The sequence below is a fragment of the SAR86 cluster bacterium genome (assembly GCA_023703675.1).
Lineage (GTDB): Bacteria > Pseudomonadota > Gammaproteobacteria > Magnimaribacterales > AG-339-G14 > AG-339-G14.
The window spans coordinates 563882-585170 of sequence record CP097974.1 but is presented as its reverse complement, the minus strand read 5'-3'; the positions used below and the strand labels follow the sequence as shown (position 1 = coordinate 585170).

Below are 21289 nucleotides of genomic sequence, written 5' to 3'. Positions count from 1 at the left end.
AAGACTAAAGTTTATATCTTAATTTAATGATAAATTTATCTAAATTTTGATTTGACCAGGCGCCAGAATATATCTTTTCAAATTGATTGGTTTGAAGATTTGCATACTTTCCACCTCTGGTATAGACAACGTAAAGATCTGATAAAGGTGCAAATTGATATTTGTATCTAACCTGAAAAGCTGTCTCCGATAACTCAAGTGAATTTATCTCATCTTCTGAAGAACCTAAGTATCCGTTAACATTTACCCTATAAGGTCTAGGTCTTTTCCCTTTTATTCCATAGATCTTACCTTTTACTCTTATCTCCTGCCGATCGCCAATAAACCAATCTATATTTAAGCCTGAACTGATCATTTCTTTATCGTAGTATGCGAAAAGATTTTCTCTCTTCCAAATATTCCAATTTGATTGACGTTGATATTCTATTGGGCTGACAAAAATTTTTAGATTTTCGGAAAATTTCACTGAAAAACTGTATCCCAATGTATGGCCTTCCTCTCGAAGATCAAAACTTTTACTTATTGACTCATATCCCCCAGTTAAATAGCCAACTTTAAATCTATGTTGAAACATCCCTGTTCTTTGTGTCGAATAATTTAGAATCAATTCGTTATCTCCTAAAGATTCTATAAAGGGAGATTCAACATAATTTCTGGTTTCAACGTAGTCTTTTCCTCTGATTAAAGAACATTTGCATTCCATTTCTAATCTTGAACTATCTTTGAAACTTAATTCATATTTAAGATTAAAACCTGTACCTCCCCCATAGCCCTGAGTAGATCTTCCATAACCTATTTGAAGAAAATAAGTTTGTTGAGATATGGCTGAATTCGGATTGTTATTTGGAAGGTTATAAGTTAATACACCGCCAAGGTAGGTGTTTCCATATTGTTCTAAATAACCCATGTCATTAATATTGAAATCCTCGTCTAAATAATTTAAAAAAAATAAAGTAAACAACCTTTCGGAAAATCTATTTGTAAAAATTGTTCTAACTCCGTATCCAGTCTTATCAATATTTTTTTCGGACGTATCAACTTGACTGATCCAACCATAAAATCTTGAAGATTTAGTTGGTTTTAAGTCGTAGTCTAGAGTGTGAGTGTGTGCTTTTCTATCAATACTAGGCCTATCAACAGAGGTATGGAGATAACCTAATTTGGTATTTAAATAATCTCTGTTGAGTCTATACCTTAAAGCAAGAAAATCTCTTCCATCAGAATAAAGAGAATCGTCTTCAAAGGCACTAAAAATGCCAAATTCATTTACCTTATCTCTGCGAGTGTATCTGAGCGCATAATTTATATCTGTTGTGTCGATTAAACTATCTGAGCATTCTCCTTTATGACTTTCCGCAGTTTCTGAACATTTATCAGGGATTCCACCAATTCTTCTGGTGTTAATAAATCTTAAGTTGTAGCCTGTTACATCGAACAAAGTTTGATTTTCAATGAAAAAAGGTCTTTTATCAGGATAAAAAGTTTCGATTGCAGAAAAATTTACAATTACATCATCACTCTCTACTTGTCCAAAATCTGGGTTAAGAGTAAGGTCGATTTTTGATTTTTGATCTAAATCCCAAAAAATCTCCCCTCCAATATTAATTTTTCTATTATTTTCAATAAAGTTGTTCGTTAAACTGGCGTAAGGAAAAAAGTCTAATTTGTTTGTTTGATTTTTATAATTTTTAACTTTTATCGTTGTGAATTTAGATAAAAAAGGCGATTTAAAAAGGTTTAATCCTGGTGTGTTGTAGACTTCATTCTGGCCAAAAGCCCATCTAGCAACTGATATTTTAATGTTTCGAAATGGACCATCTTCAGCAATTAACGGAGCCACGCCCCAAGGGATAAAATATTCAGAAATCCAAAAATCTTCATAACTTTTAGTTTTTGCATACCAAATAGCATCCCAATTATCAGAAAATTCGTTTTCATCTACAAAAATTGAATCTCTTATGGAATCTCCTAAAGTAACGGTGAATTCATAACCCACACTGGCATTATTATCAAAATCAATCATCACATAGTTTCTGTCTGCATTTGCGTAAAAACTATCTCTTTGATGTCTTTCGATAACCTGGGTACTTTTTGGTTGATAATTAGTTATCCCAAAATATATGCCTTTGTTATCAGTAAAATATTTAACTTCAGTTTTATACTTAGGTTTTTCTAAAGTATCAGGGAAAACGGTTAGAAAACCTTCTAAAGTTTCTGCGTTTGACCATTCGTCATCGGATAGATCTCCATCAATAGTAATACTGAAGGCATTAGAAATTAATAATATGCTGATAAAAAAATAAATTATTTTTTGTGACATTTATAGATTTATAGAAATTGCTAAGATGTATTTGATAGTTAATATATTTGAATAAAATGTTTTTGCAATAATTAAGTTATTATAAAAAAAATGCCAGCACCCAAACCAAAGAAAATACCTAAAATTCTTGAAGCTCATGAAGATTTAAGAACTGATAATTATTATTGGTTAAGAGACGATACTAGAAAAAATCCAGAAATATTGAGTTATCTTGAAGAAGAAAATAAATACTGCGAAGAGTGGTTTGTTAATGGAGTTGATTACAGGAAAGAAATATATGACGAATTAGTTAACTCAATACCCAAAGAAGAAATTTCTCTTAAGATTAAGAAAAATGATTTTTATTATTTTTCAAAAATGAAGTCAGACGAACAATATCCTGTTTATTTTCGTGAAAAAGAAACTGTAGAAGAAGAAATATTAAATGTTAATGAACTAGGAAAAGATTTAGATTACTATCAAATTTCTGGTGTTTCGCCCTCCCCAAACAACAATATAATTGCTTATGGTGAAGACAAAAACGGAAGACGAGAATATACCGTTAAATTTAAAGATCTAAGGTCCGATAGTTTACTTATCGATGAATTACAAAATACTTCCGGTAATATTTCCTGGGGGAATGATGAATACATTTATTACGCACTGAAAGATCCCAAAACTCTTATTTCCAACAAAGTTTTTCGTCACAAACTTGGCGAGTCCCAAAAGGATGATTTTCTTATTTATGAGGAATTAGATGATCAATTCAATTTATCAATTTCAAAATCACGCACCGACCGCTATATTTATATCAATTCAAGCAAGACTGAATCTAATGAAATATGGATCATTGATCTTGAAAATATTCTAGAAGAGCCTAAATGTCTTCTAGAAAGGTCTGATAAGCATTTATATTATGTAGAAGATACACCTGAATCTTTCTATGCTTTATCCAATAAAAATGATCGCATAAATTTTTGTCTTTTGAATTTTAAAAAAGAAAATTTTGGTAATTATTCTGATTGGAAAATAGTTCTTGAGCACAATGATCAAATATTATTGGAAGATTTTGTTTGTTTTCCAGGTTTGATCTTTCTGGACATTAGAGAAGATGGATTGCCGAAAATTCTTAAACTTAATGTGGAGGATTTATCTCAAGATCTAATAGATTTTCCCGATGAAGCCTATAGTTGTTATATCTCAGCAAACCCAAAATACGATTCTGATGAATTTTTGTTCGGTTATACCAGCCTAAGAAAACCGAGTTCGGTATTTTCTCTGAATCTAAAAACTTTTGAAAAAAAGGAAATTTGGCGGTCAGAAGTTTTGAATTTTGATGAAAATCTTTTTGAAATAAAAAGAGAAAAGATTATTTCGAGAGATGGAATAAAAGTTCCTAATTCTTTAGTTTATAAAAAAGGTATAGATTTAAAAAAAGCCCCTATCCTAATGTACGGTTATGGTTCTTATGGAAGCATTATTGATGCAAGTTTTAGAAAAACTATGCTACCGCTACTGAACAGAGGATTTATTTTTTGTATTTCACATATTAGAGGAGGCTCAGAAATGGGCCGTCAGTGGTATGAGGATGGGAAGATGTTCAAGAAAAAAAATACTTTTTATGATTTTATTGATTCCACAAAAGGATTAACTCAAAAAGGCATTGGAGATCCAAAAAATATTTTTGCTTTAGGCGGAAGTGCTGGAGGATTACTCATGGGAGCTGTAATTAATTATGAGCCAGAACTATATAAAGGAATAATTTCTGCTGTTCCCTTCGTCGACGTATTGACCACGATGTCCGATGAATCAATTCCATTGACTACTTTTGAATACAAAGAATGGGGAAATCCAAAAAATAAAGAAGAATACGACTACATAAAGTCTTATTCGCCATACGACAATATAAAAAAGCAAAATTACCCTACTGTTTTTGTTACAAGTAGTTTATTTGATTCTCAAGTTCAATATTATGAGCCGGCAAAGTATGTCCCCAAATTAAGAGAGAACAGCTCATCAGAAAACCCTATAATCATGAAGATGAATCTTATAGGCGGTCATGCTGGAAAGAGTGGAAGGCTTAATGCACTTGAAGAATCTGCTCAAGACAATGCTTTCTTCTTGAAATTGTATGAAAAAGATAACAAATAAAATTCTTATTATTTTTGCTATTTTAAATTGTAATTTTTCTCTAGCAATAATTTTCAATGATTCCATGGGAGATGTTAAAACCACATTTAATTCTGACAACGAATTTCCATATGTAGGTCTTAATGTTATTTATTATGGCGAGAATGCCATATCGTCATGTAGTGCTACATTAATAAATCCCAGAACCGTTATTTCTGCAGCTCACTGCATACCTGAGACATCTACCAATGGAACTACATATAATTCTGTTTTTATGCTCGGCAATGATTTAAGAGATGCTTCTCAACCTCTATACGGAAATCTTGCAACGATTAGACCGGACAAAGCTGTTACTGCTGGAAGTAATATTTTCAATGAAAAATATTTTGAAAATGGAGGCAGAGGTGGTTCCGCATACGACTTAACTATCATGTCGTTGGATACACCGATATATTTGGATTCTTTTCCATCTTTACCAAATTCGACTCCGAAAGTTGGAGATAAAGTGGCAATAGTTGGTTATGGAATAATTGGTTATGGAAGCAGTGGATACGATTATGATAATCCAGCTGATGAAAATTTAGCCGATTACAAAAGAAGATCAGCTGAGAATAAAATTTCAGGTGTTTTTATAGATACCGGTGAATCTATAAACTCTTTAAGCATAAAATTTGATAAAGAAGATTCTAGCGATTTTTTACCTAAGGAAGGATTTGTCGGTAGAGGCGATAGCGGTGGTCCAATTTTTTTAATCGATGAGTCCAATTCAACTATTGAATATGTATTGCTTGGAGCAACTTGTTGCGGGAATACACCTGGCTCAAACCACGGAATATATGACAGTAATGCTTTTTTTAGCTCCTCTTACGATTTACTTGACTGGATCAATACAAATTTACCTTTACAAGTTGTAAGCTCTAGTGGAGATGGTTCCTACTCATTAAATCAATTAGGTTTTAATAAACTCCCTTTTTCAATGAGCGCCTCTGGATCTTCAAATTCTTCGTGCAGCGGTTACGAATGTTATTCAAGTTTTCATAAGACCAGCAAAAAATACTACAACGCAAATATTTCGGATACTGTAACTCTTGACTCCATATCAATTGCTGACAACGTGTTTCTTTCAAGCAATGGAAAATTAATTCTAAATAATAATCTAACTCTATCAGGAAATCTAAATTCTAATTCTAGTGAACTAGTAATAAATTTTGGGTCTTCCTCAACGACGGGTTTATCGACTATTGGCGATGGAACTATTTCTAATTTAACCGGAGAAGTAATTTTAAACAATCAAAGCGTTCTTTCTGGAATAGGACAAATTAATACTAAAGAGCTTAAATTAAATAGTTCAAAAATAAATCCAGGCAATAGTATTGGAACTTTAAAAATTAATGGAAATACTACTTTTGACGAAAATTCAGAATTAATTGTTGAACATAACCCATTAGGTTCTTCTGATTTGTTAATTGTAGATGGACAAATTTCTTTATCTGGAACCCTGACAATTAAGCCTCTTCAAGATGGATCTAACTTTTTTAAAAAAGGACTTAAAGTTGATTTTTTGCAATCTTCAAACATTATTGGAACTTTTAATAATTTAATTTTTAATGACACTAATAGAATTGCTGGTTATCTTGCCGCTGAATTATCTACTGATAAAAAAAGTTTTACTTATTCGAATCCTAATTACTTAACTTTAGCCGATGGTCCTGCCAATATAGAAGTAGCCAAACAGTTGAATAATATTTCTAGTATCGAAGGTAGTAATTTGTCTTTGAAAAATAACATCCAAAGTTTATTGGATGAAATTAATTTAAGCAAAAATCTTAATAATTTGAATAATGGTCTTAGTTTCTTTGCTCCAAATTTAAATCATTCAATAGGCGCTGAACTAACTAACTTTATTTTTTTAAAAAATAATTTAGAAAAAGTTAACACGGATAGTTTCTCTAGCAATATTTCTTATAAAAATATAAACCAATCAAATATGAATGAAGCAAATTCTAAAAGTATGTTTTTATCCTTTGGAATAAATCCCTTTTTACTAGGAATAAATATTGACCAAACGGACTCGAGCGGTCTAGTAGAATTTGAAAGTGATAATATTTCTTTTTTTGGAAAATATTTATTTGGAAAATTCAATGATTTTTCAATCAATTTGATTCACACAAATGCTGATGTAGAGGAAATTAGATCAAGAACATTTCAAAACATAACCACTTCTGGATTAAATAATATCTACTTAGTTAATAATTATGATTTATCCTTAACGTCATTCACTTTCGACTATTCAAGAAAATCTAATTTAAGAGAAAATGAAGATAATGGATGGAGCTATAAATCAGTTTTTAGCTTTTCAGTAAACAATCTGGATGCACCTGGCTTTTCCGAAAATAATCACCCTAATGGTTTAGATATAACTTATGAATCAATTGATAATATCTTTCTTGGAATAGGTTTTTCAGCTTATTCCTATAAAGAAAATATATTTAATTCTCCAAATTTATTTTTTACTTCTTCTTTAAATTTAAATTTTACAAATTCTTTAGGTAGCAGAAACTCTTATATTGATAAAAACTTAGGGAGTTTCCAAATAAATATTGAAGATTCTTTTGAGGACTTGTTTCAAGTTGCAGCAGAATTAATATACAGAGCCGATCGAGTAGATTACGGGTTCGGAATCAACCTTTCAAACACTCTCAGTAACTTTGCTATCGGTGTAAAAGTAAACTTGCAATAAATCCTTTAAAAGGTTGCAGCAAACTCTGTATAACCACCAACTAAATCTCCATCAACTAATATTTGAGGGAAAGTTCTTGCGGTAGGAAATTTTTGCATGAATTCATCTCTAGTGAAATCAACGTCTAGCATGTATTTTTTATACTCTAGATCTTTTTGTATGCAAAGATTTTCAGCTTTATCGCAAAAAGGACATTGAGGTTTTGACCAAATTTCTATCATAATTTTTCACTTAAGTTATAAAATACACATTATGCCATTTTCTTTTGTTTCTGAGGGTTTTAAATTTTACGCAAACACGTTCGTTTCTTTTACCTTAAAAACTTTTCCAGTATTTATTCTAATTGGACTTTGCACTGCAACTGGTGAGATTTTGTTAAATAATGAAAATTTTTTCTCTTGGGGAGCAATTTTTTTTATCTTTACAAATATGTTTTTGAATCCGTTTATTTTGGTTCTATCTGTTCTTTTAGTAAATGACTTAAAATCAGAAAATCTTAAGGAAACCATTGGTTACTACTTAATTTCTTTTCAACTTTTCTTTAAAGCATTTTTACTGACTCTAGTTTTAAGTTTAATCACTTTAGTTGGGCTAATTCTTTTCGTGATTCCAGGAATTTATCTAGCTTCAAGATTAATCTTGGCGCCCTTCTACTTGATCATCGAAAACTCCTCTATAACTGAGGCGCTTGATAAATCGTGGAACGTTACAAAGAGCAACCAAATTAAGTTTATATATCTCGTGCTTTTTTATTGGTTTATTCTATTAATGCCCTACTTTTTAGTACTGAGCGTCGTATCAGCTTTTTTAATATCTGAAGGAGCAACTCAAATTCCTTATTTAATAAATATTAGTATAAATACCCTTTTATCCTACTTTCAAATGGTGATACTTGCGTATCCTCTCTTTTTTGTTTTTCGAGGAATCAAAGCATCTGAATAAATCTAAACCACATCCACACTACTATTGCCCAACTGGGAACAAAAAATAAAGCTCTTATGGGTAATGCTCCTAAGAATCCATTTATAAAAATGTGATAAAGACTATGCAACACTCTAAAGCCTACAAACCAATAAGCTAATAAGACAAAATAACCGTCAACTTTTCCGGTTATATAAATCGAAACGCAAACCGTATAAAAAAATATTGGGAATTCAAAAAGGTTTACTAAATTTCTATCCCCTTGTTTAGTTATGTTGCTTGCTGACGAAGGAAGAGATAATCCATATAACTCAGAGCCTCTATGCCCTTTATCAATTAAAACGTCTTTAAATCTAATGATGGTATTAAATAAAAAAACAGCTGAAGTTAAAATCAGCATATAAAAAATTGGTAAGAAAATTTCTGTACTCATAAATCCCTCCTTGAGATTAATAAATTAATTATTTCAATTTAGGAGTTTTTTGTAAATGAGAATCATTGTTTTCTCAATTCTCATCAAATATTTTTTATGAAAAATGATTTAAAATCTGTAAATAAAAGAGGTTATTTATGGAATTGAAAGAGTTAAACAAAGAAAAAGTCTGTGATGTATTAAATCAAATTATGGAGTTTGAACTTGCAGGAGTTGTAAGATACACCCATTCTTCCTTGATGGTGGTTGGACCTCATAGAATTCCGATTGTTCAATTTCTACAAGAACAAGCCTCCGAATCCCTTACGCATGCACAAACTGCTGGTGAATTTTTAACCGGTTTGGATGGTCATCCAAGCCAAAAAATTTCTAAGATTCTAGAAACAAATGATCATAGTATTAAAGGGATTCTGGAAGAAAGTTTAGAACATGAGATGGCAGCGTTAGACTTGTATAAAGAGCTATTAATGATTGTTGAAGGATCATCAATTTATCTCGAAGAATATACTAGGAACTTAATTGGTCAAGAGGAACAACATCAACTTGAGCTTAGAAAAATGCTAAAAGATTTTAGTTAACATACTTATTAGTTTTTTATAAATATAAGCTTTAGAATTAGACATGCCTGATTTGATTCTTTACCACAACGGTCCTTCAACTTGTTCACAAAAAATAAGACTAATACTTGGATTAAAAGACCTTGCCTACGAATCTAAATTGATCGATCTACAAGCAGGAGAACAACACGATCCTGATTATGTAAAAATAAATCCTAATCATGTCGTGCCTACATTGGTCTACAAGGGAAAAATTTTTATCGAATCGTCCCTGATTTTAGAATTTCTTGAGGATGAATTTCCAGAAATATCTGCGAGGCCTTCTACAGCAGAGGAGATTCATTCAATGCGCCTTTGGTTAAAAACAACAGATGCGTATCATCTTCATGGAGGCTCGATAACCTATGGCATAGCGGTTAGAAATATATTGATTCAAAAACCTAAAGATGAATTAGAAAAAGAAATAAATGATATTCCAGATTTAATTAAAAGAAATAATCGTAGAGATCTCATTGAAAATGGACTTAAAGCAGAATGCGTTATCGAAGGATTAAAACAATCAAAAATCCTTATGGATTCATTGGAAGAAAATTTTAAAAATTCAGATTGGTTTACGGGATCAAAGTTTGGATTAGCAGATGCAGCTGTATTTCCTTACGTCTTGAGATGGGAGCAATTGTCTCTCATGAATTACTGCAGTGAGTCTACACACCCACATATTAATAATTGGTTTAACAAGATTAAAAAACTTCCCTTCTATGAAAAACAAATAACATCTTATCTTCCAATGCCTTTAATAGATGCTTTGAAACAATTTAGTTTGAATCAAAAAGAAGAATTAGATAGTCTTTTTGAGTCATTTAATTAATTTCTTTTAAAAGGAAGCTAAAACTTTAAATCCTTCTCAATTTAGCGCCTCCTTAAATACTTTTGAAATATCATCATTTATAACTAAGTCTGCTAGATTATCAAAATCAGTTTCCTCATTATTTATGATGACAAACTTAGCTCCATTTTCCTTTGCAATTAAGGGTAATGATGCAGCTGGGTAAACCACAAGAGAGGAACCAACCACAACAAAAAGATCGGCTTTAAAAGCTTCCTCTTGAGCCCTTTGCATTTCTATTAGAGGCATTGGCTGGCCGAAAGAAATTGTAGCTGTTTTTATATAACCTCCACATTTTTTACATAAAGGCGGTTCAGAATTTCTTTTAAAACTTTTATGAATTTCTTCTAATTGAGATTTATCTTTACATTCAAGGCACACTGCATAAGTTGCATTGCCATGAATTTCCGTCACATTTTCATCTGCTAACCCCCCAGCTTGATGTAAATTATCAACGTTTTGTGTAATGCAATGGCCTTGCCCTTTCGTTTGTATAATTTTACTGATTGCGTAATGACCCTCGTTGGGTTTAAAAGAACCAAAATTGCTTTTAAAGTTAATGCTTTGTTCCCAATACTTTATTCTTGAAATCTTTGAATCGATAAAATCCTGAAAATAAATTGGCGTATTGTTTTTCCAAAATCCTTTAGGACCTCTAAAATCTGGTATTCCTGAATTGGTGCTAATGCCTGCTCCAGTGAAAAAAACCGGATAAACAGAATTTCTAAGAAATTCTTTGAGCATATCAATCAAACATTAAATCCATAAATAATAAATGTAGAAGTAATGGAACCAAATACAATAGCTAAAAGAACTTCTTGAATATTACTTCTACTCCCTTTGTAATACTTTGAACTTAAGTAAAGTCTCAAAACAAAATAATAAATAATCGATAAAATAATCCAATTAATAAAATACATTCTAGAATTTCAACATTACAGAATTCCCTTCAAAAACAATACTTAGTCCAAAGGTCCACCACAAAGTAGAGACAACTACTAAAAATGATAATGTTCTTATAGCTAAATTATAAGAAGTCATTCTTCCATGAGCCAAAAAAGAAATTAATGCCAACAAGAGAGAAATAGAAGCTGTAACAAATAATTCGATAAGCATGAATTTATTTATTTGATTTAGAAACTAATTCTTCAGGATTTGGTAGTAAGCTAAAGTCGTCATCTACTTCAGCCTTAAACATATTTTCAGGAGAAACAGATTCATAAACAGCACTTTTATCGTTAGGATCTGAATAAAAACCTAACACGTAACCTCCTTTTGAATAGCCAATCAGAGACCTTATTTCTGGAGACAAATCTTTTGCAATCTCTGGTGGACATGACAAATATTGATTTTCTTCTTGTCTCAGCCAATTTAGGGCATAGTGCAAAAATACTCCGGTTCTTGCTTCACTAGAGGTAATATTTTCTCCACCTCCATGAAGAACGGTCCCAGTGTAAAGTAAAACAGATCCAGCAGTCATTTCAGCATAAGCTATCTCATCTTCATTTGGTAATCGGTCTTTATCCCATTTATGTGAGCCAGGAACTATTTGAGTAGCACCATTTTCTCTCGTAAAGTCTGTAACAGCCCAAATGGTGCTCATAAGAGGTTCTACTTTTCTGGGCAAATAGCCTCCCCATATTCCTCTGTCTCGATGTAAGATTTGCTTTGATTCTCCTGGGCCTATACAAACAGCAGAAGTAAAATGAAGTTGATAGCCATCTCCAAACGGATCTAAATATTCTTTCGAGACTTTATTAATTTTTTCATTTAAAGCTAATTTTCTACAAGAATCTGATCTTGCAATTAATGCACCAATTCTTTTGGTTTTGAACCCAGTAAAATCATCTCTGCCATAAGAATCGGTCTCTAAATAAGGACTTAATTCGGAATTGAGTTTGTCAATTTCTTCTGAAGTTATTAAATTATCGATAATTAGTCCTGCATCACTTTCTAATAAAGACAAAACTTCGTCTATAGAACAATCGGAATTTAAATGTTTTAAAGTAGCCATTGTTAAATTTTATAATTTTTCTTGTAAATATTCTTCAGAATTAATGATTTTTATATCATCGCTATTTAATAGTTTTTTGAGATCATAATTACCTATAATTAATTCAATCTCCCAACCAGTATTTGTAGAAATTTCTTTGATAATTTTGGCTGTTTTAAAGCATTTAGCTCTAATGTTTGGATTTTTAAAGTCGATAAAAAGTTTTCCTTTAAATAATCCTCTATTTGCATGACTAGAAACTAGGTCTTTTAATAATTCGATGCCAATGCCCTCCTTAGCAGATACATTCACTGAATTCACTACATTGTTAATTTCGAAATCTATTTTTTCTACCAAATCGACTTTGTTTTTAACAAATATTTGAGGAATATTTTCAGCTCCTATATCAACTAAAGTTTTATTTACTTCAAAAATCTTATTTTCAAAAGCTCTGTCATTTACATCAACCACATGAAGCAAAAGATCTGCAGATTTTAAATCATCTAGCGTAGCTTTAAAGGATTCAATCAAAGAAGTCGGTAAATCAGAAATAAAACCCACCGTGTCAATATAAATTATGGACTCAGATCCAGGCGTAAGATTTTTTCTTGTAACGGTATCTAATGTTGCAAACATCTTATCTGCTTCAAATTCGCTAGAGCCAGTCAATTGGTTAAAAAGTGTAGTTTTTCCAGCATTTGTGTAACCAACAATTCCAACGATATGGTTTCTGCCCTTTTTCCTGGAGTATCTGTTCAAGTTTTTCTGTTGATGACTTTTTATCAGCCTTTTTTTTATACCTTTTATTCGATTCGAAATAAGTCTACGGTCAGTTTCTAACTGTGTTTCTCCTGGGCCTCTAAGTCCGATACCCCCCTTTTGTCTTTCCAAATGACTCCAGCCTCTAACCAATCTCGTTGAAAGGTGTGATAATTGAGCTAATTCAACTTGCATTTTCCCAATATGGCTAGAAGCTCTGCGTGCAAAAATATCTAAAATTAAACCCGTTCTATCCAATACTCTTGAATTCAAAAAACTTTCAATGTTACGTTCTTGAGAAGGAGATAAGTCATGATTGAAGATAACTAAAGAACAATTATGCTGGATTAAAGTATTTTTAATTTCTTCCAGTTTTCCCTTTCCAATAAAATACTTTGCGTTAATAGTTTTTTGATGAAAATTAAATTCATCAATTATCTCTGCACTAGTTGAAGAAACTAATTCTTTAAATTCTGAAAATATTTCATTCGCATTTAAGTTTATTAAATTACCTAAAGAAGAATTTACTATTATTACTTCGTTTAAAGTTTTTGATTCATTCATAATGGTTAATGATCGTGACCACCAAATTCTAAACCAACAGCTTCAAGCATCTCATGTTGAGCAGAGTAATAAATGTATAAAGAACCTAAAAGAAAAAGAGTAAAAAGGCCAATCAATAGATATTTCATAAAAAGATTTTAATATAAAACAAAAAGAATAGAATTTACTAACAATCCAAATCCAATCGATCCTATGATTTCATAAAAAAAATTTCTGTCTGCAATATTAATTCTAGATTCTGAATACACTTGAATTATGAAATAGCTTATCAAACTCCACATTACCCAAAATGACAAGAAAATTAAAAAGCTACTCATAGAACGATAAAACTTTGAACTTTGAATAATGTAGATAAACCAAAAAATAAAGTTCCAATTGAAGCAAACCATCGTTTTGAAAAATAATATTTTTGTGAATCATAATGAAAAATCATTCCAGGAAATGATTTTGTACGATCAGTAGTCTTTAACACCCTGATACATAGATAGGTAAAATAAGCAAAAAACAGAGTTAAGACAAAATCAAAAAAAGTTGAATTAGGTTTTAGAAAACTTACAGGAACAAAAATACTTGCCAAAATGGAGATAATCGTAAAGATCCCTCCGAATATCCCTAAGAAAAGTTTTAACATCTTTTTAAACTTTAAGTTCTAAGTTTTCAAACCCTCTAAATATGAAATTCTTTTGCCATTCAGGGTTCTTATCGCCAAGCTTCATATTAGGAAACCTTTCTAATAATCTCTCAAACACAAGCCTTGTTTCGATTCTTGCTAAATTTGCGCCAATACACATGTGCGGTCCATAGCCAAATGAAACATGTTTAATATTTTCTCTAAGGATATTAAAAGAGTCTGGATCCTTATTGGCTTCTGGATCTCTATTTGCTCCTGCAATACTGATCGCAAAAGGTGTTCCTCTTTTGTAATATCTGTTTCTATAGGTCATATTTTCATTGGCAAATCTAACTGTAGCGTGCACAGGAGGCTCATATCTAAGCATTTCTTCTATGGCGTTAGGTATTTTGGAATGATCTTGCTTTAAAAGTTCAAATTGATCAGGATGTTTCAATAAAGCAAACAATCCATTCCCTACCAATCTAGTGGTTGTTTCATGTCCTGCTATTAACAAAAGCAAACAAGTGCCATACATTTCCTTTACATTTAACTTATCTCCTTCTTCTTCTGCGAGTATTAATTTTCCAATAAAATCATCTCCAGGATTGTCTTTGCGTTCTAAAATTATTTTTTCAAAATATCGAATTAGATCCTCATAAGCATCTCTTGCTAGCTTTCTTTTTTTTACCGAAGAACCAATACCGCCAACTTCTTTTAAAAGATTTTCAGACCATATTTGAAACTGATTAAGATCTGAATCAGGGAGACCCATCATTTTGGCAATAACAATTGCTGGCAGAGGTTTCGCTAATACATTCATTAAATCAAAACTTTCTAAGTTATGAGTTTTATCTAAACATTGATTAATGGTGTCGTTAATTTCAGTTTCTAGAGATTTTATGTATCTATTGGTAAACCCATAAGAAACAAGTTTTCTTATCCTTGAATGGTCTGGTGGATCAAGTTTTAAAATGCTTGGATTCTCAAACTGATCCAACATAATATCTCTACCATCTCTTCTCAACTCGTTTCTTCTTAATTTTGCTATTGGAAATTTTCTATCATCTACACTAAATCGATCATCTCTTATCATTTCCTGGACAAGGTCCATTTTAGTTACCCATCTGAGGAAAGTAGGTTTTGAGTGATAGATAGGATTTATTGACCTCATCCTAGAATATGTCTCGTATGGATTGTTTTGAAAAGAGGAGGAAAAAATATCTAACGCGAAACCTTTATTTGAGATACGTTCTAGGATTACTCCTAAATTATAGAAACGATAAATTAAAAAAATTCTAATCGAATTTATTAACTCTTTCATTTAATCAGCGACTTAATTTTTGAAGATAAAGCTTTTAATTGTGGTTTGTTTTCTAAAATTTCTTTGAATTCAAGTCCTTGCAATTCGTGAGGAAAAATAAGCCATTTATCGGTTTTGTGAATGTAAAAATCTGGTTTTAAGTCAGTTTCATTTTTATCAGGCTTAAAATAAGGCGTTGCTACTTTTATTTCAGGAGTATTCTTTTTACAAGTTTTGTTGATATCTAAAATTATCTGTTTGATTGAATTTCCTGTGTCATGAACATCATCAACAATTAATAATTTATCATCCGATTCGAATTTCTTCGTAACATAATTCAATCCATAAACTCTAACTTTCTTTTTTCTTTTATTTATACCGCTGTAATAAGAGGTTCTGATAGCAATGTGATCAGAATCTATTTTTAAGACTTTTAGAAATTCCTGAACAGCAATTCCTACTGGCGCACCTCCTCGCCAAACCCCTACAATATAATTTGGTTTGTACCCGCTCTCATAAATATTCCAAGCTAGATTAAAAGAGTCTTCTAGTAGTTGGTCAGCTCCGATGAAATATTTTTCCATGGGCTAAGGTTTTACATTGATACAAAAAGTTTTGCAATCAAAAATACTCGAGAACAGTATAGATCAGAAATCTATACTGTAACGAGTCATTAACTGTCTTGGCGGTATTAATTCTACCCCTGTTCCAGCTACTCCAAATACATCGGTCATGCTTGAATTAATTCCGTCTTCGTCAGTGAGGTTAGTTAATATGAAATCGACGCTGGAATTATCAGTAAAAGCTAATCCGATCTTTAAATTAAAGATTTCATAAGCTGGAATTGCATCTTGGGCTGGCCTATTGGCAACTCTTTGAAAAAATTCACCTCTCTTAATAAATTGCAAAGAAGATGATAAATCGGTTCCATTTGGCAAGGCTACAAAATAGTTCAAGCTTAAATCAACGTTAAAATCAGGCGCTTTTGCTAATTCATTACCTTTAATATCCTCTCTAAGAGCGTATCTAGCGAGCTCAGAACCAAAGTAATGTTGTTGTGCCACAACATTATCTAAGAATACAAAGGAGGATGTAATCTCTGTATCTAAATAAGCCAAATTAGCGTCGAGGGTTAAAGAGTCTGTTAATAGAGCTGTAAATTCAAGCTCCATTCCTTCTACTTCAGATTCAGGAATATTTACAACCCCGCCTCTAAAAACATCTGGATCTGTTCCTTGTAATTGAAGATTTTCATAGGTGTAATTAAATAAAGCTAAGTTTGCTCTAGCTTTTCCGTCAAAAAAGTCAGCTTTCAAGCCAATCTCAGTTGAATCTACAATTTCGGGTAAGAAAGTCCTTTCGACAAGTGTAGGAGCTAACTGAGAAGATTGTCTAAAAGCAGCGTCTAATTCCGCACGAGTTTTAAAACCAAAAGTTAGATTTGATCCACCTGGTTTAAACCCTCTTGTTTGTGATAGATAGACCATGATTTCATCTTGCACGTCATACTCAAAAGTAATTCTTCCAGTATTCTCATTAGCTGTTTCATCTAGATCATAAGGTTCAAATCCAAAGAAATTTGAAACGTTGGTAGCAAAGTTGTCCCTAGTAAATCTTAAACCAGTGATAAGTCTTAGATCATCATTGAAACTATAAGTTGTTTGTCCATAAGCCGATAAAGAACGTCTTACGGGAAAAGCATCTGAAACAAAACCAAATTCAGCCGCGTAAGGACTTGTTGAACCGCCAACTACAAAACAGGTGGTACCAGGAGTTGTTGTATTTGCAAAAGGTTCAGAACAAATATAAGTATGACCGTTACCGTTGAAATCAATATATTCTCTAATATGATTTTCAATTTCATGATCTAGGAAAAACATACCAAAAGTCCAATCTAATTTACCGTTCAAGAGAGGTTCATTTGAAACCAAATTAAACTCAACCGTATTGGTATCTACTTTAGAAGTTTCTGGTCTAAATTCAGCACTTTGATAGGCAGAAACTCCAGGTATGGAAGACGCAGCTACCCCAGTATTGTGTCTATCGTTGTCTCTATCAACAGAAATTTCGTCTCGTTGATAGCTGAATAAAATTTTTAAATTAGCAAAATCTAAATCGGTTTCAAATATACCTGCGGTTATTAAAGAACTTAAAGATTGAGTTGATAAAGTATCTTGAGAAAGGTATCTCGGTCCTGCAGTAGTATCGTCTATACCCTTCATCGCTGCACCATTTCTGTTTACATCAAAGTATTGAGCAAAAAATCTAAATGTTGAACTGTCGCTTAAGTCAAAAAACCAATCGTTTCTTATTCCAAAATTTTCTGCGTCATCTAGTTCTTGACCGTTTGTGATATTTTTTGAGAAACCATCTCTAGTTGTAGAAGTCAAAGAAAGTCTAGTAGAAACTGAATCAGAAACTGGAATACTTGAAATAAATTTTCCTTTTCTAAGTCCATAATTTCCCACAGTGAATTCAGCAGCGTTAAATGATTCTGTTAATGAGGGAATCGAACTAACGACATTAATTGCTCCACCAGTTGAGTTTTGTCCAAAAAGCGTTCCTTGTGGACCTCTGATAACTTCAATCCTGTCTATGTCGATAAAATCAGTTTGAAGGGCGAATGGTGAGGCTATAAAAATTCCATCTAAGTGGAACGCAACTGAAGGAGCCGCAATAGCGTTTTGGTTAGTTTCATTACCTACCCCTCTTATTGATATTACAGTTTTATAACCCTCGTTTTTTGCAACGGTAACTCCCGGCACAATAGCACTTAAGTCCACCATAGAAGTAATATTTTTAGCTTCTATTTCATCACTAGTTAAAGCTGTAACAGCTTGAGATACGTCTTGAAGACCTTCGAATCTTTTTTCTGCAGTAACTATTACTTCCTCTAAAAAACCCCCACTTTGGGAAACAGCAAAATTACTGGAAGTAATAATTAAAAAAGATATAAAAAAGCGTTTGATAAATTTAGTGTTTTCCATATTTAATTATCCAATATTGAAAAAGTAGCATTAATTAAAAATATTGTTACCAAAACCTTATTATTTGCCCTACTTTGTCACAAATTAAGTTTTCAAGTGTTCAAAGTTAAAACAAAAGATGCAGACCTTTATGATTTTTACAACTTGGTGTATGTGTATACTAAGATGTGAACATTAAATAAGATTTATGAAAGCAATTTTAGAAAATTTTTTCAAAATTAAAGAATTTGAAACTAATATCCAAAAAGAATTATTAGCTGGCTTCACAACTTTTGTGACCATGGCTTATATAATTTTTGTCAATCCTCAAATTATGTCACTAGCTGGCATGGATCAAGGAGCAGTATTCGTAGGAACTTGCTTAGCAGCTGCCTTGGCTTGTATTTTGATGGGTTTGTTTGCGAATTGGCCAATAGGTTTAGCGCCAGGCATGGGATTAAATGCCTTCTTTACTTTTACAGTAGTTGGAGAAATGGGCTATTCTTGGGAGATAGCCCTAGGATCTGTTTTTTTAGCTGGCGTTTTATTTTTCTTGATAAGTGTTACTAAATTAAGAGGTTGGATGATTGATAGCATTCCGTTAAATCTAAGAATTGCAATGGGCGCAGGAGTTGGACTGTTTATCGGTTTCATTGGACTGAAAAGTGGTGGCCTTATAATTAGTAACGAGGCGACTTTCTTGAAACTTGGAAATCTTGCAAATATTGAAACGTTGTTAGCTGCTCTTGGATTTCTTATTATTTCAGTTCTTGCGGTAAGAAAAATACCAGGATCTATTTTGATAGGTGTCCTTGCAGTGACGTTCATTTCTTTATTAATCAACATAGTTGAGTTTAATGGCATTATTTCATCGCCTCCCTCGATCGATCCAGTTCTATTTAAACTTGATATCTATGGAGCTCTCGATGTTTCCATGATTACAATCGTTATGTCGTTTCTTTTCGTTAATTTATTTGATACCACTGGAACTTTGCTTGGGGTAGCTAATCGAGCAAATCTAGTTGACGAATCAGGAAATGCAGAAAATCTTGATAAAGCTCTCAAAGCTGACAGCAGTATGAGTTTTATGGGGGCTTTTTTTGGTTGCTCTCCTGTAACCAGTTACGTTGAAAGCTCAGCAGGAGTTGAAGCAGGTGGTCGAACAGGTCTTACGTCGGTTTTTATTGGATTGTTCTTTTTACTATCTATTTTCTTATCGCCTATCGCTCTTATAGTCCCAGCTTGCGCTACTGCGGGAGCTTTACTATATGTGGCAATTTTGATGCTGAGTGGAATGGAGAAACTAAACTGGTCAAGTATGGTGGAATTACTGCCAGCGCTGATTATCATCATTATGATTCCCTTAACTTTTTCTATAGCAGACGGTATAGCTTTGGGATTTCTTTGTTATATCGTATTAAAAATAGGATATGGCGAAATTAATAAAATTAGTTTAGGCGCTTGGTTTTTAACTCTAGTTTTTGTATCAAAGTTTATTTTTCTTTGAAACCAATTATCTGACGATAAAAACGTAAAAAATTGAATAGAAAAAGAAACCAACAAAATAAATAGCAAACAAAATCCAGAGAAGTTTTTCAAATAAATTTCCCTTTTTATTGAAATAAGAGGTCTTATTCGTAAATCTTTCGTAGAGCCTAGTGTAAAGGTATAGGGGAGTAATGATAAAAAGACTTCCAATAACGTAACCAAAAAAAAGAGTGGTTGTAAGCGATGAATAAATAGAGGTTATAAAATCCATATTTAAACTTGTTCTATATTATTTATGTTTTATTTCTAATATGTTTCCAAAGAAAGCTTAACCCAAATAATGCTGGCAAGTAGCAACAAAGACTAAAAATTATGATTAAACCAAGCAAATCAGGATCACGAAAAGAAAAAAATGCAGGTGCATCAATTAAATCGGTTATAAATCTAATTAGGATTAAAATAAATAACATCGATGCATTTCTTAAATAAATAGCTAAAAGAAAGGCAAGCCCCACAGCTAGATTTCTTGCGACATACAAAGCCGAGCTTAAAGTTAAATTCGTAACTTCAGGTCCTCCGAAAAAAGATGGATTTGTTAAAGCTATATAAGGGCCGACAAACATAGGCCATATTAAAGAAAAAAGAATAATTCCAAACCACCAAGTATATGTGACCTGATTTAAAGGTAAGTTTTTTAATTTGCTATTCACTTAAACTTTCTCTAAGAATGCAATACACTTAATCTCAATTTTATACTTAGGATCCACTAAAGCAGAAACTCCAATTAAGGTTTGGGAGACCTCTGGTTTGCAGCCATAAATTTTCTCCCTTGAATCAAAAATTTCTCCGACATTTGTCATGCATTCTTCTATATTTGTTACAAACCAGGTTTCGTCAATAATATTGTCTAATGTTGCATTAAATTCTTTTAAAATGGTTTCGATATTTTTATAGCAATTTTCCATCTGACCTTGCAGATCATTTGGAACATTACCTGCTAAATCGTCCCCCAATTGACCTGCCAAAGTAAGAATATTTCCTGTTTGCACACCTTGAGAAAAAAAATCTGAATACGGACCGTTTCTAAAAAGTTTTTTATTCATTGTATTTATGAACTCGTTTGTAATTTTCTTAAATTATAGCCAGCAATAATCGCAAGAATAATTAAAGCTGGGATATCGCCAAGGAAGTGGCCCATTTCATGGGTATCGATTATCGCCTGATAAGACATAATCCCACCATGTACCAAACTACTCCAAACCACAAACCAAACAAATAAAGGATTTTTTAAAGGATCATTAGCAGCGATTAGCATCATAATCCCAAGGGTCATATACACCCCTTGAATCATCATTTCATATTCCCATTGTCCTGGACTCCAAGCCCATCCTCCAAGTGGATCCAATTTCATCATCGGCATTATTAAAATGAATGCTACACCGAATATCCTTAACGTAATTTTTAAAATTGATAAATTATTCATATCTCCCCCTTCTCTTTATGAACCTTTATATTTATTAACCTTTAATGGTGGAGCTAGTCGGGCTTGAACCGACGACCTCTTGCATGCCATGCAAGCGCTCTCCCAACTGAGCTATAGCCCCAAAATTAGATTTGTATTGTACTAATTTTCTTGAGAT

21 protein-coding genes and 1 tRNA gene are annotated in these 21289 nt (G+C 32.2%); 6 read left to right on the top strand and 16 right to left on the bottom strand.

Annotated elements, in window-relative coordinates; all coding sequences use genetic code 11:
• Positions 1-4: 4 nt before the first annotated feature.
• On the bottom strand, positions 5-2320 hold the full coding sequence (locus M9C82_02925) for a DUF5916 domain-containing protein (protein URQ74093.1): 2316 nt from the start codon (positions 2318-2320) through the stop codon (positions 5-7).
• A 90-nt stretch (positions 2321-2410) separates the two neighbouring features.
• Between M9C82_02925 and M9C82_02920 the strand changes: the two genes are divergently transcribed.
• Both M9C82_02920 and M9C82_02915 read left to right on the top strand, forming a co-directional pair.
• Positions 2411-4450 carry a S9 family peptidase gene (locus M9C82_02920; protein ID URQ74092.1) on the top strand — a complete coding sequence of 680 codons (2040 nt, stop codon included), beginning with the start codon at positions 2411-2413 and terminating at the stop codon, positions 4448-4450.
• Entirely contained in the window at positions 4431-7169 is a 2739-nt protein-coding gene (locus M9C82_02915) for a trypsin-like serine protease (protein ID URQ74091.1), read from the top strand. Before M9C82_02920 ends, M9C82_02915 begins: the two co-directional genes overlap by 20 nt.
• A gap of 5 nt (positions 7170-7174) precedes the next feature.
• Here M9C82_02915 and M9C82_02910 read toward each other — a convergent pair whose 3' ends face one another.
• Positions 7175-7390, bottom strand: a complete 216-nt coding sequence (locus tag M9C82_02910; GenBank protein ID URQ74090.1) for a glutaredoxin — start codon at positions 7388-7390, stop codon at positions 7175-7177.
• Positions 7391-7421: 31 nt separating this feature from the next.
• Between M9C82_02910 and M9C82_02905 the strand changes: the two genes are divergently transcribed.
• Positions 7422-8111, top strand: coding sequence for a hypothetical protein (locus M9C82_02905; GenBank protein URQ74089.1), 690 nt, complete (start codon positions 7422-7424; stop codon positions 8109-8111).
• Here M9C82_02905 and M9C82_02900 read toward each other — a convergent pair.
• Positions 8095-8523 carry an MAPEG family protein gene (locus M9C82_02900; protein ID URQ74088.1) on the bottom strand — a complete coding sequence of 143 codons (429 nt, stop codon included), beginning with the start codon at positions 8521-8523 and terminating at the stop codon, positions 8095-8097. The two genes, M9C82_02905 and M9C82_02900, sit on opposite strands and share 17 nt — an antisense overlap.
• A gap of 143 nt (positions 8524-8666) precedes the next feature.
• Between M9C82_02900 and M9C82_02895 the strand changes: the two genes are divergently transcribed.
• Together M9C82_02895 and M9C82_02890 are read left to right on the top strand one after the other, a co-directional pair.
• The gene (locus M9C82_02895; GenBank protein URQ74119.1) at positions 8667-9101 is read left to right on the top strand and encodes a bacterioferritin; all 435 of its coding nucleotides are present in this window, start codon (positions 8667-8669) and stop codon (positions 9099-9101) included.
• Positions 9102-9144: 43 nt separating this feature from the next.
• A complete protein-coding gene (locus M9C82_02890) occupies positions 9145-9948 on the top strand; it encodes a glutathione S-transferase family protein (protein URQ74087.1) in 804 nt (267 codons plus the stop codon).
• 36 nt (positions 9949-9984) lie between these two features.
• Here the strand turns inward: M9C82_02890 and M9C82_02885 are convergent, their stop codons facing one another.
• The 9 genes from M9C82_02885 to M9C82_02845 form a co-directional block, all read right to left on the bottom strand.
• Positions 9985-10710 carry a Sir2 family NAD-dependent protein deacetylase gene (locus tag M9C82_02885; protein URQ74086.1) on the bottom strand — a complete coding sequence of 242 codons (726 nt, stop codon included), beginning with the start codon at positions 10708-10710 and terminating at the stop codon, positions 9985-9987.
• Between the two features lie 177 nt (positions 10711-10887).
• Positions 10888-11082: a hypothetical protein gene (locus M9C82_02880; GenBank protein ID URQ74085.1), complete on the bottom strand. Its 195-nt coding sequence runs from the start codon at positions 11080-11082 to the stop codon at positions 10888-10890.
• 4 nt (positions 11083-11086) lie between these two features.
• Entirely contained in the window at positions 11087-11980 is an 894-nt protein-coding gene (locus M9C82_02875; protein ID URQ74084.1) for a phytanoyl-CoA dioxygenase family protein, read from the bottom strand.
• A 9-nt stretch (positions 11981-11989) separates the two neighbouring features.
• Positions 11990-13282, bottom strand: a complete 1293-nt coding sequence (gene hflX, locus M9C82_02870) for a GTPase HflX (protein URQ74083.1) — start codon at positions 13280-13282, stop codon at positions 11990-11992.
• Positions 13283-13419: 137 nt separating this feature from the next.
• Positions 13420-13599, bottom strand: coding sequence for a hypothetical protein (locus M9C82_02865; GenBank protein URQ74082.1), 180 nt, complete (start codon positions 13597-13599; stop codon positions 13420-13422).
• Positions 13596-13913, bottom strand: a complete 318-nt coding sequence (locus tag M9C82_02860; protein ID URQ74081.1) for a hypothetical protein — start codon at positions 13911-13913, stop codon at positions 13596-13598. The genes M9C82_02865 and M9C82_02860 overlap by 4 nt, the downstream gene beginning before the upstream one ends.
• A gap of 4 nt (positions 13914-13917) precedes the next feature.
• The gene (locus M9C82_02855) at positions 13918-15006 is read right to left on the bottom strand and encodes a cytochrome P450 (GenBank protein ID URQ74080.1); all 1089 of its coding nucleotides are present in this window, start codon (positions 15004-15006) and stop codon (positions 13918-13920) included.
• A gap of 206 nt (positions 15007-15212) precedes the next feature.
• Positions 15213-15779: a hypoxanthine phosphoribosyltransferase gene (locus M9C82_02850; GenBank protein ID URQ74079.1), complete on the bottom strand. Its 567-nt coding sequence runs from the start codon at positions 15777-15779 to the stop codon at positions 15213-15215.
• Between the two features lie 63 nt (positions 15780-15842).
• Positions 15843-18182: a TonB-dependent receptor gene (locus M9C82_02845; protein ID URQ74078.1), complete on the bottom strand. Its 2340-nt coding sequence runs from the start codon at positions 18180-18182 to the stop codon at positions 15843-15845.
• Positions 18183-18369: 187 nt separating this feature from the next.
• Between M9C82_02845 and M9C82_02840 the strand changes: the two genes are divergently transcribed.
• Positions 18370-19668: an NCS2 family permease gene (locus tag M9C82_02840; protein ID URQ74077.1), complete on the top strand. Its 1299-nt coding sequence runs from the start codon at positions 18370-18372 to the stop codon at positions 19666-19668.
• A gap of 274 nt (positions 19669-19942) precedes the next feature.
• Here M9C82_02840 and M9C82_02835 read toward each other — a convergent pair whose 3' ends face one another.
• From M9C82_02835 to M9C82_02820, 4 genes are all read right to left on the bottom strand, one after another.
• Positions 19943-20359 carry a hypothetical protein gene (locus M9C82_02835; GenBank protein URQ74076.1) on the bottom strand — a complete coding sequence of 139 codons (417 nt, stop codon included), beginning with the start codon at positions 20357-20359 and terminating at the stop codon, positions 19943-19945.
• Positions 20360-20752 carry a RidA family protein gene (locus tag M9C82_02830; protein URQ74075.1) on the bottom strand — a complete coding sequence of 131 codons (393 nt, stop codon included), beginning with the start codon at positions 20750-20752 and terminating at the stop codon, positions 20360-20362. It lies immediately after the preceding gene.
• Between the two features lie 5 nt (positions 20753-20757).
• Positions 20758-21132 carry a hypothetical protein gene (locus M9C82_02825; GenBank protein URQ74074.1) on the bottom strand — a complete coding sequence of 125 codons (375 nt, stop codon included), beginning with the start codon at positions 21130-21132 and terminating at the stop codon, positions 20758-20760.
• A gap of 45 nt (positions 21133-21177) precedes the next feature.
• Positions 21178-21253: transfer RNA gene (locus tag M9C82_02820), tRNA-Ala, on the bottom strand.
• Between the last annotated feature and the right edge of the window lie 36 nt (positions 21254-21289).

Bases quoted from the DNA above. Each gene is read 5' to 3' on its own strand.
- M9C82_02925 (URQ74093.1), bottom strand. From the start codon at position 2,320: ATGTCACAAAAAATAATTTATTTTTTTATCAGCATATTATTAATTTCT.
- M9C82_02920 (URQ74092.1), top strand. From the start codon at position 2,411: ATGCCAGCACCCAAACCAAAGAAAATACCTAAAATTCTTGAAGCTCAT.
- M9C82_02915 (URQ74091.1), top strand. From the start codon at position 4,431: ATGAAAAAGATAACAAATAAAATTCTTATTATTTTTGCTATTTTAAAT.
- M9C82_02910 (URQ74090.1), bottom strand. From the start codon at position 7,390: ATGATAGAAATTTGGTCAAAACCTCAATGTCCTTTTTGCGATAAAGCT.
- M9C82_02905 (URQ74089.1), top strand. From the start codon at position 7,422: ATGCCATTTTCTTTTGTTTCTGAGGGTTTTAAATTTTACGCAAACACG.
- M9C82_02900 (URQ74088.1), bottom strand. From the start codon at position 8,523: ATGAGTACAGAAATTTTCTTACCAATTTTTTATATGCTGATTTTAACT.
- M9C82_02890 (URQ74087.1), top strand. From the start codon at position 9,145: ATGCCTGATTTGATTCTTTACCACAACGGTCCTTCAACTTGTTCACAA.
- M9C82_02885 (URQ74086.1), bottom strand. From the start codon at position 10,710: ATGCTCAAAGAATTTCTTAGAAATTCTGTTTATCCGGTTTTTTTCACT.
- M9C82_02880 (URQ74085.1), bottom strand. From the start codon at position 11,082: ATGCTTATCGAATTATTTGTTACAGCTTCTATTTCTCTCTTGTTGGCA.
- M9C82_02875 (URQ74084.1), bottom strand. From the start codon at position 11,980: ATGGCTACTTTAAAACATTTAAATTCCGATTGTTCTATAGACGAAGTT.
- hflX (URQ74083.1), bottom strand. From the start codon at position 13,282: ATGAATGAATCAAAAACTTTAAACGAAGTAATAATAGTAAATTCTTCT.
- M9C82_02865 (URQ74082.1), bottom strand. From the start codon at position 13,599: ATGAGTAGCTTTTTAATTTTCTTGTCATTTTGGGTAATGTGGAGTTTG.
- M9C82_02860 (URQ74081.1), bottom strand. From the start codon at position 13,913: ATGTTAAAACTTTTCTTAGGGATATTCGGAGGGATCTTTACGATTATC.
- M9C82_02855 (URQ74080.1), bottom strand. From the start codon at position 15,006: ATGGACCTTGTCCAGGAAATGATAAGAGATGATCGATTTAGTGTAGAT.
- M9C82_02850 (URQ74079.1), bottom strand. From the start codon at position 15,779: ATGGAAAAATATTTCATCGGAGCTGACCAACTACTAGAAGACTCTTTT.
- M9C82_02845 (URQ74078.1), bottom strand. From the start codon at position 18,182: ATGGAAAACACTAAATTTATCAAACGCTTTTTTATATCTTTTTTAATT.
- M9C82_02840 (URQ74077.1), top strand. From the start codon at position 18,370: ATGAAAGCAATTTTAGAAAATTTTTTCAAAATTAAAGAATTTGAAACT.
- M9C82_02830 (URQ74075.1), bottom strand. From the start codon at position 20,752: ATGAATAAAAAACTTTTTAGAAACGGTCCGTATTCAGATTTTTTTTCT.
- M9C82_02825 (URQ74074.1), bottom strand. From the start codon at position 21,132: ATGAATAATTTATCAATTTTAAAAATTACGTTAAGGATATTCGGTGTA.